15 protein-coding genes are annotated in these 15,426 nt (G+C 63.0%); 5 read left to right on the top strand and 10 right to left on the bottom strand.

All coding sequences use genetic code 11. The features are described 5' to 3' along the window. Nucleotides 1-102: 102 nt before the first annotated feature. From HY556_05805 to HY556_05775, 7 genes are all read right to left on the bottom strand, one after another. Nucleotides 103-510 (bottom strand): OsmC family protein, encoded by a 408-nt coding sequence (locus HY556_05805; protein ID MBI4393298.1) that lies wholly within the window; start codon nucleotides 508-510, stop codon nucleotides 103-105. Beyond that, nucleotides 507-1,532, bottom strand: coding sequence for an ATP-NAD kinase family protein (locus HY556_05800; GenBank protein ID MBI4393297.1), 1,026 nt, complete (start codon nucleotides 1,530-1,532; stop codon nucleotides 507-509). Before HY556_05800 ends, HY556_05805 begins: the two co-directional genes overlap by 4 nt. 209 nt (nucleotides 1,533-1,741) lie before the next feature. Continuing rightward, nucleotides 1,742-3,280, bottom strand: a complete 1,539-nt coding sequence (gcvPB, locus tag HY556_05795; GenBank protein ID MBI4393296.1) for an aminomethyl-transferring glycine dehydrogenase subunit GcvPB — start codon at nucleotides 3,278-3,280, stop codon at nucleotides 1,742-1,744. Then, complete coding sequence (gcvPA, locus tag HY556_05790) at nucleotides 3,277-4,620, bottom strand: aminomethyl-transferring glycine dehydrogenase subunit GcvPA (GenBank protein MBI4393295.1); 1,344 nt, start codon at nucleotides 4,618-4,620, stop codon at nucleotides 3,277-3,279. Before gcvPA ends, gcvPB begins: the two co-directional genes overlap by 4 nt. A 69-nt stretch (nucleotides 4,621-4,689) precedes the next feature. Then, nucleotides 4,690-5,085 (bottom strand): glycine cleavage system protein GcvH, encoded by a 396-nt coding sequence (gene gcvH, locus HY556_05785; protein MBI4393294.1) that lies wholly within the window; start codon nucleotides 5,083-5,085, stop codon nucleotides 4,690-4,692. A gap of 53 nt (nucleotides 5,086-5,138) precedes the next feature. After that, nucleotides 5,139-6,197: a glycine cleavage system aminomethyltransferase GcvT gene (gene gcvT, locus HY556_05780; GenBank protein ID MBI4393293.1), complete on the bottom strand. Its 1,059-nt coding sequence runs from the start codon at nucleotides 6,195-6,197 to the stop codon at nucleotides 5,139-5,141. 102 nt (nucleotides 6,198-6,299) lie between these two features. Then, nucleotides 6,300-6,989: a class I SAM-dependent methyltransferase gene (locus HY556_05775; protein ID MBI4393292.1), complete on the bottom strand. Its 690-nt coding sequence runs from the start codon at nucleotides 6,987-6,989 to the stop codon at nucleotides 6,300-6,302. 117 nt (nucleotides 6,990-7,106) lie between these two features. Here HY556_05775 and HY556_05770 point away from each other — a divergent pair, with 117 nt between their 5' ends. From HY556_05770 to HY556_05750, 5 genes are all read left to right on the top strand, one after another. Continuing rightward, a complete protein-coding gene (locus tag HY556_05770) occupies nucleotides 7,107-8,531 on the top strand; it encodes an exo-alpha-sialidase (protein ID MBI4393291.1) in 1,425 nt (474 codons plus the stop codon). 165 nt (nucleotides 8,532-8,696) lie between these two features. Continuing rightward, a complete protein-coding gene (locus tag HY556_05765; GenBank protein ID MBI4393290.1) occupies nucleotides 8,697-9,287 on the top strand; it encodes a hypothetical protein in 591 nt (196 codons plus the stop codon). A 152-nt stretch (nucleotides 9,288-9,439) separates the two neighbouring features. Beyond that, complete coding sequence (gene rocF, locus HY556_05760; protein MBI4393289.1) at nucleotides 9,440-10,333, top strand: arginase; 894 nt, start codon at nucleotides 9,440-9,442, stop codon at nucleotides 10,331-10,333. Between the two features lie 125 nt (nucleotides 10,334-10,458). Next, nucleotides 10,459-11,547 (top strand): ArsA family ATPase, encoded by a 1,089-nt coding sequence (locus tag HY556_05755; protein MBI4393288.1) that lies wholly within the window; start codon nucleotides 10,459-10,461, stop codon nucleotides 11,545-11,547. A gap of 93 nt (nucleotides 11,548-11,640) precedes the next feature. Continuing rightward, nucleotides 11,641-13,170 (top strand): helix-turn-helix domain-containing protein, encoded by a 1,530-nt coding sequence (locus HY556_05750; GenBank protein ID MBI4393287.1) that lies wholly within the window; start codon nucleotides 11,641-11,643, stop codon nucleotides 13,168-13,170. Between the two features lie 178 nt (nucleotides 13,171-13,348). Here HY556_05750 and HY556_05745 read toward each other — a convergent pair whose 3' ends face one another. The 3 genes from HY556_05745 to HY556_05735 are packed head-to-tail and all read right to left on the bottom strand — an operon-like array spanning nucleotide 13,349 to nucleotide 15,425. After that, a complete protein-coding gene (locus HY556_05745; protein MBI4393286.1) occupies nucleotides 13,349-14,365 on the bottom strand; it encodes a hypothetical protein in 1,017 nt (338 codons plus the stop codon). A gap of 34 nt (nucleotides 14,366-14,399) precedes the next feature. Further along, nucleotides 14,400-14,912: a hypothetical protein gene (locus HY556_05740; protein MBI4393285.1), complete on the bottom strand. Its 513-nt coding sequence runs from the start codon at nucleotides 14,910-14,912 to the stop codon at nucleotides 14,400-14,402. Beyond that, nucleotides 14,913-15,425 carry a hypothetical protein gene (locus HY556_05735; GenBank protein ID MBI4393284.1) on the bottom strand — a complete coding sequence of 171 codons (513 nt, stop codon included), beginning with the start codon at nucleotides 15,423-15,425 and terminating at the stop codon, nucleotides 14,913-14,915. It abuts the gene before it with no gap. Nucleotide 15,426: the final 1 nt, after the last annotated feature.

Below are 15,426 nucleotides of genomic sequence, written 5' to 3'. Positions count from 1 at the left end.
TTGAAATCTGCAACAAGTCCATGTTTGGCGAGAGTGTATTCGCAAACTCGGATTCCGGCACGCGGCCGCGGTTTTCGCCGTCGCGCCGATGGGTGAGTCCCGCTACGGTACGATCGCGATGGTGGACTTCACGGGCAAGTGCTTGACGAGCGCCTTCACCGTGCAGAATCTCTCGGCCAGTTCCAGGACCTTCGCGACGTCCCTTTCTTGCGCCGTCGTCTTGGTGGCGTAGACCAACTCGATGGAATCGATGAAGCCCTTTTCATCGAAATGCGCCGAAGCGGTGACTTTGAGGCCCGAGATGGGGACCCTCCGCGCTTCTGCCACGCGCATGAACGACATCGATTCGCAGGCGGCGAGGCTTGCAAGGAAGATCTCGCTCGGCATCGGGCCCTTCTCCGTCCCGCCCTTCGCCACGGGCTTATCCGCTATCATCTCGTGCTCGCGGGCCGAAAGCGCCACCTTCTTCGGCCCATGCCAGATAGCCTCGACCGTCTCCACGTCGCTCATCGATGGACCCTCATCATTTTTGTCTGGCCAGGGCCCACGAGCACTTTAATGTAATCCGGGAAAGCCGCGTCGAGCGCGGCATCGCCCGTGTCTATCCGCAGCGCGTCGAGGGCGTGTAGCTTTTCCCACGTCGACACCACGTGGACGTTTCCGGTCCCGACACGGCGTAGCACTTGGGGGCTGAGTTGAAGGTTTCCGCGGCCCAGGATGAATCCCTGCCGCCCGATGGGGCTGACTATTATCCGCGCCGGCTCGCGCGTGACGGCGAGGATACCCTGCTCACCAGCGTCCTTTGCCAACACCTTCCCATCGCGGACGACGTCGACGCCTAGCACGGTCGCCTCGACTCCCAGGGCACGCTTCACCGCGGCAAGGGTCGTCCCAGGCCCAAGCACGTACGTGACACCCGTTTCCCGTTCGGCAACGACCGCTCTCGCCACCGAATCCACGTCTCCGCCCGCGTCGAATCCGGATTTCCCCGCCTGCACCCCGGGATGTGCCGGCACAAGCGCGAAACCGAAATGCAGGACCCGATATTCGTCACGCCGGTAAGCGTCCTCGTCGATGTCCTCGATCTCCCGCTCGACCGGCAATGAGCCCGCCGTGACGATGTCGGCCGCGATGCGCGGGTTTTCGGCAAAGACGGCGCTGAACATCTTGACACCCGAAGGGACGCCAAGGATAGGGATCGACGCGCCAACGCCTCGAAAGACGTCGCGCGCCGTCCCGTCGCCGCCGACGAACGCGATGAGGTCGACGCCGAACTCCTTCAATGCGATCGCCGCGTCGGTGGTGTCCTGCGCCGTAGAGGGATCTCGGGGCGTGTATGCGATCATGCAGGAAAGGCCAGCGTCGTCGCAGACGCGCTCGCCCATGTCACCGGCGCAAGTCACGATCTCCACGTCATAACGAAGCGCCAGGACGAACTCCTCGGCTCGTCGGGGAGATAGCGCCGCCGCGCCGCGCTTACGGGCCTCGTCCGCCTGCCCGTCCGTCCCCCTTAGCGCCACGGCTCCTCCCATGCCGGCGATTGGGTTCACGATGAGGCCGATTCGGCGGGGCACGGGCGCAAGAAGCGCTTGACGGGTAAAGAAGTTCTCGCGCCCATGGGAAATCCGCTTCACGGCGCGGCGCAGTGAGCCCTGTTTGGCGACCGAAGGCCACCGAAGGGACCGAGGCTAGGCTGACCGCCATCTCAAGATGGGGTTCCGAGCGATCGAAGCTGACCAGGTCAGCGAGGCGCAGGCGGACCGTCCTTCGGTCCGCCGCGCCGTGGAAACACCGTTTCCACTTGCGCAGCGGGGGACCATCTGAGGATGGGCGTCCTTGCGGCCCCCACCTCGTCCACCCTCGCGACCGCCGTATTGTGGGGCGCGGTGCGCACGAGCTCCGGATCCTCGGCGGCGATCGTCTTCAACGTCTCGATGACGCGGTCGAGGTCGTCCTTTGTCTCCGCCTCCGTGGGCTCGATCATGATGGCCTCCTCGACGATGTGCGGGAAGTAGATGGTGGGCGCGTGGTAACCATAATCGAGGAGGCGCTTCGCGATGTCCAAAGCGCGGATCCCCTTCTCGTCCCGAAGCTTACGTGCGGAAAGGACGAACTCGTGCTTGCGCAAGGGTTTCCCGGGAAGCTCGAACGTGCCCTTCAACTTCTCCTTCATGTAGTTTGAATTGAGCACCGCCATCTTGCTTATGCGCGTGAGACCGTCGCCGCCGTTCGCTAGGATGTACGCATAGGCTCGTAGCAATATCCCGAAGTTCCCGTAGAAGCCGCGCACTTTCCCTATCGTGTGCGCGAGGTCGTAGTCAAGGTGGTAGGTCTCGCCGCGCTTCACGATCATCGGGACCGGAAGGAAATCCTTGAGGTGTGCCTTCACGCCAACGGGCCCTGCCCCGGGTCCACCGCCGCCGTGGGGCGTCGAGAGCGTCTTGTGGGTGTTGATGTGGACGATGTCGAAACCCATGGCGCCCGGGCTTGTTATCCCCATGATCGCGTTCAGGTTCGCTCCGTCATAGTAGAGAAGCGCGCCGGCCGCGTGGACGGCCTTGGCGACCTCAAGGATCTTGTCCTCGAATATGCCGAGCGTCGAGGGGTTCGTGATCATGAAGGCCGCCGTACGGGGCCCGAGTGCTTGCTTCAATGCATCGACATCCACCGTCCCCTCCTTGGTGGAGGGGATCTCGATGACCTTGAACCCGGCCATCGCGGCGGACGAGAAGTTCGTCCCGTGCGCCGAGTCGGGGAGTATTATCTCGTCACGCTCGTCGCCGCGCGTCTCATGGTACTTGCGCGCGATGAGAACACCAGTGTACTCGCCCTGCGCCCCGGCCGCCGGTTGGAGCGAGACCGCGTCCATCCCGGAGACCTTCTTCAAAGCCTCCTGCAAGCGGTAGAGGACCTCGAGAGAGCCCTGGCACGCGTCCTCGGAGAGGTACGGATGCATGTCGGACGCCGCGGGGTGGACGGCGAGCTCCTCGTTCAACTTCGGGTTGTACTTCATCGTGCAAGATCCGAGGAGGTAAACGCCCGAATCGACGCCGAAGTTCTTCTGCGAGAGGCGCACGTAATGGCGCATCATCTGGAGTTTCGTGAGGTTCGGGATGGCCACGGCGTCACGGCGGAGGTTCGCAGGGACGAGGTCCGGTTCTATCCTCTCGTCCGGGAACCTGAAGCCTTCCCCTTCATCCTTGTACTCGAAAAGGAGCGGCTCGTCCCAGAGCGCCTGACGGTGGCCCCGGGGCGCCTCCCGTACTTCGCCGGGACTCACGCTCGCACCTCCTTCAACGTGGAAACGAGGGTCTCGAGCGTCGCCTCGGCGTGCATCTCGGTGACGGCCCAGAGACTGGCGTTACCAAGTTCGGGGAAGCGCTTCGAGAGGTCGAGGCCTCCATGGAGTCCCCGCTCGAGAAGGAGTCTTTGCACCTTTGCGACCGATGCCTTCGATTGGACCACGAACTCGTTGAAATGGTGTCCTTTGAAGAGGGGCGCTTTGAAACCGGGGATGGCGCCTATCGCCTTCGAGAGCCGCTTCGCGCGGCTCGCGTTGATCTCCGATACCTTCCGAAGGCCGTTACCTCCTACGACCGCTAGATACGAGGCGGCCGCGAGCGCGTTCATGCCTTCGTTAGTGCAGATGTTGGATGTCGCCTTCTCACGTCTGATGTGCTGTTCCCGCGTCTGGAGCGTGAGGCAGAAGGCGCGCTGACCAGTTGCGTCCTTGGTCTCTCCCACGATCCGGCCAGGCATGCGCCGCGCGAGTTCACCCGTCGCCGCGAGTATCCCAAGCACTGGTCCGCCGAAGTTCATCCCCTGGCCGAAGACCTGGCCTTCGCCGACGACGACGTCCGCGCCGTATGCCCCGGGGCCTTTCGCAATGCCTAGGGACATCGGATTCGCTCCGACGACGAAAAGCGCGTCCGGGTTCTTCGCGGAGACGATCGGCTTCACGGTGTCTGCCTTCGATTCGAAGCACCCGAAGAAGTTCGGGTTCTCCATGAAGACACCCGTGACCTTGGAGGTCATCTTGCGTTCGAGATCGGCGAGATCCGCCTGACCGGTCTTGCCGTCGTAGGCGTACTCCTCGACGCGGATGCCGGTCCCCTTGAGGTAGTTCTCGATCGTGGACTTCTTTTCCCAACTGAGGTTCTTCGGCACGAGGTAAGTGTCGCCGTCGCTTGACCTTGCGGCCATGAGCGCCGCCTCGCCGCACGCGGATACACCGTCGTACATCGAGATGTTCGCCACATCCATCGAGTAGAGTTCGCATATCATCGATTGGTACTCGAACATCGCCTGGAGGAACCCCTGCGACACCTCGGGCTGGTAAGGCGTGTAGCTGGTGAGGAACTCGTTCCTCCAAAGGACGAACTTCACTTCAGACGGCACGTAATGGGGGTAGATGCCGGCGCCAAGGAACGACGGGCAGGAGCCGAAGTGGCGGTTCTTCCCGAGGATGCCCTCGACCGTCGCCTTCACCTCCATCTCGCTCATCGACGGCGCGAGGTCCAGGTCGGCGCGCACGGAGCGCGGAACGTCCGTGAAGAGCTCTTCGACGTCCTTTAGGCCAATCTCCTTCAGGAGCTGTTCCTCGACCTTGGCGCTTGGCATGTAGTGCATGTCTTAACCTGACCCGAAGGACACGACTCTTTTGTTCCGCATGGATCGCATCCTTCTGCCTCAATGCGATTGGAGCGACGCCTTGTACTGGTCGCCCGTCATCAACTTGTCCGCTTCCTTCGGGTCGTTCATCTTGATGACGACGTACCATCCGTCGTCGTAGGGCTTCTGGTTGATGAGGCCCGGATCGTCTTCGAGGGGACCGTTCGTCTCGACGACTTCCCCGGCGACCGGCGAGAAGATGTCGGACACGGATTTCACCGACTCGACCACACCCAGCGTCTCTCCCGTCTTGACCTTCTTCCCCTTCTTCGGAAGCTCCACGAAGACCACGTCCGTCAACGCGTGCTGCGCATGATCGGTGATGCCGATCCGTGCGTTGTGGCCTTCCACTTTCAGCCACTCGTGCTCCTTCGTGTACTTCAAGCCGGGCCTTACCTCGTTTCCGCCGCTCATTCTTGTGAACCGCCTTCTTGTGTCTTTTCCCCCTTGGGCCTTCGGCCTGAGGGTCAGAGGAATGGGATCTCCGCGATCTCGGCCGGCACCGCCGAATCGCGTATCATCACGTCGACTTTCGTGCCCCGTGCCGTGTGCTGTGGTGGAACGTAACCGAGGCCGATGCCGACTTTCAAAGTGGGGCTCATCGTGCCGCTTGTGAGCGTGCCTATGACTTTCCCGCCGGCCACGATCTTGCACCCCTGGCGTGGGATCCCGCGGCCGCTAACTTTCACACCGACAAGCCGGTTCGGGAGCGCTGCCTTCTGCCTCTCCAAGGCCTTCCTTCCTATGAAATCGTGGTCCCAATTCACGAACCTGTCGAGGCCCGCCTGTAGCGGCGTGACACCTGCGGCGAACTCGTGCCCGGCGAGGCAATACCCTTTTTCAAGACGCAAAGTGTCCCGGGCGCCAAGGCCGCACGGCCTCACGCCGTGTGACTTTCCCGCTTCGAGTATCCGTTCCACGATGCCGATGCCGCTTCCCGCCGGGACGAACAGTTCGAACCCGTCCTCGCCCGTGTAACCCGTGCGGCTGATGAACGCGCCCTTCCCGAGCCGCGGGGCGTCGACGCAACGGAACGGCTTGATGAGCGCGGGGTCGTACCCGGAGACTCGTCCCATCATGTCCTTTGCCTTGGGGCCTTGGAACGCGATGATGCAGGTCTCCGTGGTCACGTCTTCGACTCTCGTCCCCGTCTTCGAGGAGATCCAGTCGCAGACTTCCTTGTTCATCCCGGCGTTCGGGACGATGTGATAATCCTTCTCGGTCGGCCGGAAGACGTAGAGGTCGTCGATGATCGTCCCGTCATCTCGAAGGACTGCGGTATATTTCGTGCCGCCGACCGGGACCTTCGTCGCGTCGCACATCATGGTCTTGCCAAGGGCCGCGGCCGCGTCCGGGCCCCGCAGCCACACGTTGCTCATGTGGGAGACGTCGAAAACGCCTGCAGCGTTCCGCACCGCCTCATGCTCCTCGAGGATGCTCGTGAACATGACCGGCATGTCGTATCCGGCGAAATCCACGAAGCGCGCGCCGAGCTTCGCATGAAGGGGATAGATTGGGGTTCGCATCCTTGGACGGGCGGAAAAGAACGGGGGAGTACATAAGGTTACAGGAGAGGAAACTAGAGTCGCATGCAGGCGTCTCGCCTCCTGGACGTGATGCACGACCCGTTACACCTCCGCCTTGGCCACGCGCACGAAAAGGTTGTCCGACGCGTCCTCGGAGGCGATGGTCTCTTCCCGGACCTCCAATGCGCGAAGCCCTACGGATCGCAGGTCCTCGTCGAGTTCGGCCACGGAATAGAAGTGGTAGAACCGCTCCTCCCGCCGCCCATCGTGGTTCCACGGCGCCATCGCGTCGCCCGCTTCCCCGACTAGAGGGGACTGCCCGGTTGCGTCTTCTGTCGCCTCGTTTCGGACGGAGGCGGGTCGAAGCCACACCGTGACGAGCGCCTCGGATCCCGGCCTCATCACGAGCGCCAGCTCGTCGAGCGCCTTTCGCCTTTCGAACCGGCCCGGGATGTTGTGGAGGGCGGCGATGAATATCACGCCGTCGAAGAGATCGAACTTGAACGGAAGCGCGGTCGCCGAGGCTTGGACCAAATGAGGGGATACGCCGCCGCGGCCGGCCGCGGTCCTCGCCTCATGTAGCATCGCACGCGCCGAATCCACTGCGATCGCCCGCCCCGCCCTCGCCAGCGGGGCGCTGTGCCGGCCGCCGCCGCAACCGAGGTCCAAGAAAAGGCCGCCCGTTGGAAGTTTCGCGATGAACGCCTCCACCTGCGGCCACGGCTTGCGTCGGGACGCCGCGTAGGACGGCGCGATGCGCTCCCAGACGGCGACTGAATCCTTGAACTGCATTGCGACCATAGACTCAGTAAACAATACTTAAGAGGCAGGATTCCCGGCGTTCGGGAGGTCGAAGAAGACAAGGAGCAGTCCACAACCCTTTTGAACCTTGGAGGCTCCCGAGTCGTGATGAGACCATGGGGTCCTACGTGGCGGGTCCTCGGCCTTGCCTTTCTTCTTGGCGTGTCCGGGTGCATTTCGTCCGGGCCTCCCACCGGGCCCGATGATGATGGCCCGCTAGGAGCTGTGGGTTCCGGGACTGGACCCGACGGGTCATCGGCCCCCGCTGCGGGCGCTACCTGCGATCCGCAATTCAACAGCACCGCTGGGGGCGTATGTGCACTTTTCCTCGACCCCACGGGAGCTTCCCACGCCGATCGTGAGGCGAGCCTCGCGACGCACCCCAGGAACCCTGGCACCGTTCTCGTGACTTGGCGCGTGGGCGAATTCGACGTTCCGCGTATCTTTGCGGCATTGACGAGCGACGCTGGCGCAAATTGGGCGATCTCGGAGCTGCGTGACCCCGCCCTCGACTCCAATCCCCTGACAAAGGGCCGCTACAATTTCGACAGCATCGCGGGCTTCGGCCCCGACGGGATCGCGTACGTGATGTACGGTGAGGTGGCGCGGGAACCTGAGACGCGGACGCGCGTCTCCGACGGGCTCACACTCGCTTCGACCAAGGACGGCGTGAAATGGGACTTCAAGCGTTTCGCCGACGGACCAGCAGGCGTCTCTGCGCCGGACTTCATGGACATGGCGATAGCTCCGGACACCGGGATGATCTACGTGGTGAGTCAGAATTACGTTTTCGCGCCACTTTTCGTCGCGCCCGTTTGTAGTGTCGCCCCGTGCTTCGTCCAGCAGGGGATCTGGTTCCTCAAGAGTTCCGACGGTGGAACCACCTGGAGCGAAATGGAGTTGGTCATGCGAACGGTACAACCCTTGGCCGGCCATTATGCGCCCCGAGTGGCAGCCGGACCTGGCGGTTTCGTCATGGTCACGTCCCGCGATTTTGACAATGCCGCGGGCTCCTTTGGCGTTGGCGCCGTCATCAGTCGCGATGGTGGAGAGACTTTTGAAGGCCCGCTTCACCCGTACGAGCAGACCCCGGGGGACATGATGGTGGCCGACCCCACGGCGCTCTGGACTGACGCTTCCGGAATGGCCCAAGTCGCGCTCATGATCTCAGGCGAGCGCGGCATCGTCCGCGTCTTGAGCGCGGATCAAGGGAAGACGTGGGGCGAACCCGTACGTCTCGATGGCCTGCCCCAAGGCGAGGAAACCGGTTACGGTGTTGCCGCCGCGCGAACGGACGGCACTCTCTATGCACTCCAACGGTTTGGAAACGATAGCCACTATGGAGCGATGCTTTACGTCTCACCGCCGGGCGGAGAATGGCGGACGGTCCTCCTAGCCGATGCCGGTGTGGATGGCACGTACAAAGTAGGCGACGATTACGCTGGACTATCCGTGGCAGCCGACGGACACGTCTGGGCGGCGTGGAGCGATCTCTCGACGAAGCCGCCCCGTATCGCGGTGGTCCGCGCCTAGGGGAGGCTCAGACGAATCTACGACGAGTGGCGAGGAAACATGGGAGGCCCTGATTCGAGCTTCTTGCAAAAGGCCGGACCGAATCAGCCGGCTAGACAGCAGTCGGACACGCCTCGTTCAACAATACCTTTAAACCCGTGAGCCAAGGTGTGAACCAGACTATCCATGAAGGCGCGAAGCACGTTTCTCGCGGCCCTGGCAATAGGCGGCATCGTCCTCGCCTCCGGCTGCATCAGCGGGCCCCCCGTGGACACGAACCCGACGTCGCTTCCCTTGGGACCGACCATGGTCACGCAAAACGTGACGTTCGTCTCCGAGATAAGGGGGACCGTCATGGGCTCGAACCCGCTCTATTTCAATCCTGCCGACGGCCTGGCGGACGGCCTCGAACGTCACCTCGTTGAAGGCGCGGAAGGCGTCACGTACAACAACGACAAGTTCGACGTGACAGCGAACGCAAACCATGTCGTCATCACGCTCAACTACCAGGGGCAGACCGTCGACAACCCAGTACAGCCCACTTCAGTCCCGGATTTGGACCTTGAGATCTACGACGTCGAGGGAAACATGGTGTCCGACGCATCCTCGACGTCGGGAGCGGTTCCCGAAAGGTTCGAAAAGAACATCGACAGCAACATGAAACCGGGCGCATGGACCGCGCGCGTCATCGGGTTCCTGGGAGCGAACGTGGACTACGTCCTTGAAGTCAAGATAACGAAGAGCGAGATGGTCGCAACGCGGATGCCGGGCTGGTAACCGTGTTCCAACGGTAAGGACGTCCGCACTCCGGTAGCTGAGAGTCTCCGCGACTTCTTTACCGAACAAATCAACAAAGGGGCGCGACCGTGTTGCTTGCCCGCCCCTTTCACAGCCATTATTAACACCCCCCGGCGTACCGCCTCCATCCCATGCACGTAAGCATCATCGGCGCACCAGTCGATCTCGGCGCTTCTCGCCGCGGCACCGACATGGGCCCGTCCGCGATACGGGCCGCGAAACTCCAGCAGAAGCTAGAGAACCTCGGCCACACGGTGACGGATCTTGGGAACATCCACACGCCGACCGTCGAGGCGATGCGCGTTCGCGACAAGTCGCTTCTTTACATGGACGAGATCGTACGCATCTGCGAGGAACTCGCCGACATGGTGGCGAAGGAAGCGGCGAAGGACCGTTTCCCGCTCGTCCTCGGCGGCGACCACTCGATAGCCATGGGGACGACCGCCGGGATAACGCGCGCCAAGAAAAAGATCGGAATAATCTGGATGGACGCGCACGGCGACTTCAACACGCCGGCGACGACGGAGACCGGGAACATCCATGGGATGCCGTTCGCCGCCATCCTCGGTTACGGGTCGGACAAGGTCGTGAACCTGGCCGGGATAAGCCCGAAAGCCGTCGAGAAGAACGCCGTCCTCATCGGGGCGCGCGCCCTCGACAAGCGCGAACGTGAGCTGCTGAAGAACTCCAAGGTGACTGTCTTCACGATGCGAGACATCGACGAGATGGGCATCAAGAAGGTCATGGAGGAGGCCGCAGAGATCGCGTCGAAGGGAGTCAAACACGTCCACTTGAGCTTCGACATGGACCTCGTGGACCCGAGCGAAGCACCCGGTACGGGAACGCCCGTGCACGGAGGGCTCACCTTCAGGGAAGCGCATCTTGCGATGGAACTACTCGCGGACACGGAAGTCGTCACGTCGATGGATTTGGTGGAGTTGAATCCGCTCATGGATGTCCAAAACCGCACGGGGGACCTTGCGGTGGGTCTCATCACCTCGGCGCTTGGCAAGAAGATCCTCTGAGCAAGATGAGTGCGCCCTTCGACGCCCGCCTGACTCCTTATATAGATTCGCCCCGGCCCAATCGCACCCAAATGGAATCCTATTAATGTCTCGCCGCCCGAATACAGCCCGGGGCTGCCAAGGCCATGATGAACCTGGCCGAGAAGAATCTCATCATTTTCGCCGGCAAGGGCGGTGTGGGCAAGACCACAACGTCGGCGGCCGTCGCGTTGTGGCTTGCGTCGCAAGGCAAGCGCACTCTCGTCGTCACGGTCGATCCTGCAAAACGCCTCAAGGACGCTCTCGGCGTCGATGTCGGCTTCGCGGACGCCGAGATCGCCCCGAACCTCCACGCCTTGATGATGGATCCCCGCACGGTCATCGAGGACTGGTTGAAGACGCACGCTCCCGAGCACAAGGAGGACGTGGTCGGCCATCCGTTGTTCAAATACGTCGAGAACAACATGCCCGGCCTCAACGAACTCCTGGCCATCGGCAAGCTCATGGAGATGCGCGATGCGGGAAAATACGATTGCATAGTCATCGACACGGCGCCGACAGGCCATGCGTTGACCTTCCTTGCGGCGCCGCAGAACATCAAGGACCTCTTCGAGGAGACGAGCCTCATAGTCATCGCGGTGAAGTCATACCAGCTCTACTCCAAACTGAAGAACGCCGGCGCCGGCCTAGTCGGCTTCTTCACGGGCTCGAAGTCGCATGAGATCGACATCGACTTCGAGAAGCTGTTCAAGGAGATCAGCGCGGAGGCCGACCGGATCAACAAGGTGCTGACCGATCCGAAGATCACCGTCCTCAACATCGTGACGCTCCCCGAGCAATTGCCCGCTCAGGAAACGGTGGAACTCCGACCGAAGGTGCAGGATCTCGGGATCAGTCTCGGTTACATCATCGTGAACAAGGTGCAGCCGGACGAACTCGGGAGCCTCAGGGACGAATTCCTCGAACTGAACGCCGATGAGGACACGAAAGACGAGTTGAAGACCGTGGTCGAGAAAGCCGGCTACGATCCGCGGATAATGAAACGGGTCGTCTCGACAGTGGAATTCTCGGACCGGCGACGGCAGATGAACCTGTACTACATCAACTGGTTGAAGGAGGAGATCAAGGACGTGCCCATCGTCGAGGTCCCGCTCGAAAAGAAGGACGTCACGGGATTGGATGAACTGCGGGCGTTTTCGAGGCACCTTTTCAGTGACGCCAAGAAGCCCGCCTGACGCCTCCGATCCATGGGAACGGGCCGTTCCAGCCTCGTCGCCACAATCTAGCGGCCAATATGGTTATATAGGTCGCAACGCGGGTTTTCCGATGTGAGGTTCAAGGGGATAATCGTACCAGCCCTGTTGATCGTCTTGTCGATGGCCAACCTATCGTCGGCCTTCGACGCCTCCGGACGGTTCCAGGCGGATTCGCTGGACCTCGATGGCGCCTCCACCATCGTCGCCTCCCACCCTACTATCGCGTACTCCGGCGAATCTCCCCTCGTGAGCCTCACCGCTTCATCCGTGACCGCGCACACTTCCGCGTCCCAGCGCGGAGGTGTGCTCGACGGTCTTCTTTCTCAAGAGCACGGCGCAACGACCGAACGCGGGATGGATAGGCCCGTGCGCCTCACTTTCGACCAGGTCGCCTGGGACTTCGAGATGAGGATCGAAGGCGGCGAGTACCACGACTACTCGGCGATCGTCGATTCACCGACGGCGACGGTCGAACCCCGGGACAGCGCCCTGCTTCTTTCAGGGACGGCATCTCGCATAGTCGTTCGCGGGAACTTCGACCTGCTCGTGAAGGCGACCTCACTGACGCTCCAGAACGCGACCGACCAACTCCAGGTCCGCGCGTCTCAAGGTGGAGACTCGGCCCCCGACGGGTTCCTTCGCCTACAGCTTACCGGCGCCCGGCTCGATATGATAGGGAACGAAGGTTTTCGATCGCTCGAAGCGGCGTCGATGCAGTTGGACCACACTGGGACCGCTAAGCTCGGCCGCGCCTACGGCCGATTGGCCGCAGGCGACCAGAGCGCCGAATCGGCTTACCGCGACCTTGTCCTCACGGGCACGATGCGCTTTGACGCGAAGCCCGGCGACGACGACGGCGCCATGCGTATCGCGACCGCGGGTGCGATCGATCACGTGGCCGTCGGGGAGGACGCGGCGCGGCTCACGGACGCAACGAGTGCCACTGGCCTCGGCCTCATCGCCCTGACGGCGCTACTAGTCTCCTCCAACCACGTGAAGGTCGGCCTCATCATCCCTCTTTACGCACGCATCTCGAATTCGCAAGTCCTCTCAAGCGAGGCCCGGCGCGCCGTCTTCGAGTTCATCCGAAGGAACCCGGGCGTCGATGTGAAGGAGCTCGCAAGGCGCCAGGGGATGGGATGGTCCACCGCGATCTACCACTTGCGGGTGCTCGAACGGGGCGGTCTCATCGTGTCCGAAAGATCCGGCCGGTCGCGGCGTATCTACGAGAACGGCGGTGACCTCGCCGCCGCGGGGGCCGCCGAATCGACGCCTCCAGAGGAGCGTACCGCCCATCAGCGGCGCTTGCGGGCGGCCGTGGCGCTCATGCGGACGAGCAACGCCAGATCGCTTTGCGATGCGATCGAGAGGAACCCCGGCTTGATGCAAAAGGACCTCGCGCAAAGCGCCCGGATGCCCGTGGCCACCGTGAGCTGGCTCGTTGCAAAACTGAAAAGCGCGGGCCTCGTCGTCGAAGAGCGCGAGTGGAGGGCGAAGAGGTACCGCCTGTCTCATCTTTGGCACGAACTATGCTCGCTCTACGACGAGGTACCGGAGCCCGTGGCCGCAAGCGACCCGGTACCGCTCCCAGCCGGCGCGTGAGGCCGATTCCTTAGATCTCTGCAGGCCCGGACACTGACCGCGTTCGTCGACTTGGAGGCCCGGAGCCTGAGTCAAGGGCTTGGCGGCCCCGCGTTCCTGCATCGGTCGATGGAGACGCGAACGTTCCCGAAGGAATCGTGACGGGACGGGGTAACCCCGCGTTGAGAGTAGAGACCGCTCATTGTGGCCTGAACGACAGCGCTTCCACATGGAACGCATCCCGCGACGACGCTTGCGAAATGCCCCCGCCGACGACCACGAGTTCCTCCGATGTCCCCGCGGCGCATAGCCCGTGCCGGGCCGTCGGCATCTTCGTGTACGAGGCCCACGTGTCGAGGCCCGCATTGTAGACCTCCACCTCCGCGTGGACGCCATCGGGTCTTTCCCCGCCGAGAGTGAAGAACAGTCCCCCGAACATCGCACCCGCGAGACCGCCCCGCGCCGTCGGCATCCTCGCGGCCTCCTTCCATTCAAGCGACCTCGTGTCGAGGACCTGAAGCGTGTCGAGGTTCGACGAGAGCGTCGCCTTCCTGCCTCCAGCGACGAACAGGCGGACGTCGAAGGATCCGGCCGAAAGGTGGTCGCGTGGTGTTGGTAACGCCGGCGCGACGGACCATTGTCCACTGTCCGGCGAGTAGACATCCACCTCCCCGATGAGGCCAGAGGCGCCGAGGCCACCGACGACGTAGATCCTGTCTTCGACCACGGCCGCGGCGTGCGCGGCGCGGGCACGGGGAAGCGCGTCAAGTACCCGCCAGGCCGCTTCCGTCGCGACTTTCCATGAAGCGGCTATCGTCGACGGAGAACCGCCTTCATAGCCTCCGAACAGGTAGAGGGTGCCGTTGTGGGCGACCAGCGAAGAATGGTCGACGGCCACCGGAAGATCCGGACCGGCGCTCCAGGTGTCGGAGCGCGCATCGTAGACCTCCACTTTCCTGCCGGTCGAAGGAGTGCCCGCCTCGCCCGACCCGGCCACGGCGTAGACCTTGTCGCCTATGGACGCGCAAGAGAGCTCGCTTCGAGGCGTAGGAAGCGCCGCACGGGTCGACCAATGCACGATCCCGCCGTCCCCTTCACCGCCCGTCTTCGCGTCCTCTTCATCCTCTCCGTCGTCGGTCGGCGGCCCCGGGGGCGACGTGCAACCCGTCAACAGAAGTGCGGCCGCAATGAGAAGAAAAAATCGGGCGGCAAGCATGGGTGGACATCGCAAGATGCCGCCTTGAGCCTTGCTACTCTTTCCAATCACGGTACTTCACATGGGCCCCGACTTGCGGCATCGCCGCCGAGCGCGCCTCGATCCTCTCCACGAGCCACTGGTACCACTCCCCCATCTTCTCCGACCCCAGCCGTCTCCGGAACCCTTCTATGCGCGAGCGTTGCCTCTTCCACGACGCGACGGCGAACCCGCCCATAAGCTCGGCTGCAAGGTCGAGCGGTATCACGCGCCGGTAGACGAGGAGCCCAAGGTTCTCGAAGGCCATGTGGACGTAGAGCAGCGCGTCCTCCGTCTCGGGGCCGCGCGCGGAAAGTTCGGCGTCCGTGAGGCCTTCCGATAGCTCCGCGACGATGCGCGCCGCCCGCGTGAAGGCCTCGCTCTGGAACGAGCGGACGAGTTCGACCGCCGCAAGATCGCGGCGCTTGCGTTCGGCGGCCGACCATTGCAAGAGTCCGAGAGCAAGAGCGACGATCACGGCGGCCGCGGTGGCGACGTTGGCGATCGTCGAAAGATCGAGATCGGCCATTCAAGGCCTCCAGTCACGGAAGGCGGTGTGGGCGCCGGTCTCCTTGTACGCGGGTTTCCGTCGTTCCAATTGTTCGGCAAGCCATTGAAACCATTCCATCGCGTTGGGGCGGTGCTGTTCGACGCGTAGCATCTCGACATACGCACGCAGTCGCCGCCAATCCATCACTATGGCACCCCCCATGAGGTCCTGCACGATCTCGAGGGACGCCATCCGCCGATACACCATCACCCCGATGACCTCGTAGACGTGGCTGATGCTCTGCACGGCCTCTTCGACGCTTGGCCCCATCGCCCGGATCGCCGGCCCGTCCGCGCCGTCCGGGATGGACCAGACGACGGTGTGGGCCTTCAGGAATTCGGGGCGCTGGAAGGACTCCATCACCCCGAGGGTCGCGCGGTCGCGCTGTTGAGAACGGAACTGGCGCCATTGGAGGGCGCCGAAGAACACCGCCACCGCGACCGCCCCGGCGGTGGCGACGTTCGCGACCGTCGCCACGTCCAGTTCGGCCATC

The organism is Euryarchaeota archaeon, assembly GCA_016207515.1.
Lineage (GTDB): Archaea > Thermoplasmatota > SW-10-69-26 > JACQPN01 > JACQPN01 > JACQPN01.
This window is presented reverse-complemented; position numbering and strand designations above follow the sequence as displayed.

What these genes read in the sequence shown, in the direction of transcription:
- rocF (MBI4393289.1), top strand. Translation starts at nt 9,440, where the DNA reads ATGCACGTAAGCATCATCGGCGCACCAGTCGATCTCGGCGCTTCTCGC.
- HY556_05800 (MBI4393297.1), bottom strand. Translation starts at nt 1,532, where the DNA reads ATGGGAGGAGCCGTGGCGCTAAGGGGGACGGACGGGCAGGCGGACGAG.
- HY556_05755 (MBI4393288.1), top strand. Translation starts at nt 10,459, where the DNA reads ATGATGAACCTGGCCGAGAAGAATCTCATCATTTTCGCCGGCAAGGGC.
- gcvH (MBI4393294.1), bottom strand. Translation starts at nt 5,085, where the DNA reads ATGAGCGGCGGAAACGAGGTAAGGCCCGGCTTGAAGTACACGAAGGAG.
- HY556_05775 (MBI4393292.1), bottom strand. Translation starts at nt 6,989, where the DNA reads ATGCAGTTCAAGGATTCAGTCGCCGTCTGGGAGCGCATCGCGCCGTCC.
- HY556_05735 (MBI4393284.1), bottom strand. Translation starts at nt 15,425, where the DNA reads ATGGCCGAACTGGACGTGGCGACGGTCGCGAACGTCGCCACCGCCGGG.
- HY556_05805 (MBI4393298.1), bottom strand. Translation starts at nt 510, where the DNA reads ATGAGCGACGTGGAGACGGTCGAGGCTATCTGGCATGGGCCGAAGAAG.
- HY556_05770 (MBI4393291.1), top strand. Translation starts at nt 7,107, where the DNA reads ATGAGACCATGGGGTCCTACGTGGCGGGTCCTCGGCCTTGCCTTTCTT.
- gcvPA (MBI4393295.1), bottom strand. Translation starts at nt 4,620, where the DNA reads ATGCCAAGCGCCAAGGTCGAGGAACAGCTCCTGAAGGAGATTGGCCTA.
- HY556_05765 (MBI4393290.1), top strand. Translation starts at nt 8,697, where the DNA reads ATGAAGGCGCGAAGCACGTTTCTCGCGGCCCTGGCAATAGGCGGCATC.
- HY556_05740 (MBI4393285.1), bottom strand. Translation starts at nt 14,912, where the DNA reads ATGGCCGATCTCGATCTTTCGACGATCGCCAACGTCGCCACCGCGGCC.
- gcvT (MBI4393293.1), bottom strand. Translation starts at nt 6,197, where the DNA reads ATGCGAACCCCAATCTATCCCCTTCATGCGAAGCTCGGCGCGCGCTTC.
- HY556_05745 (MBI4393286.1), bottom strand. Translation starts at nt 14,365, where the DNA reads ATGCTTGCCGCCCGATTTTTTCTTCTCATTGCGGCCGCACTTCTGTTG.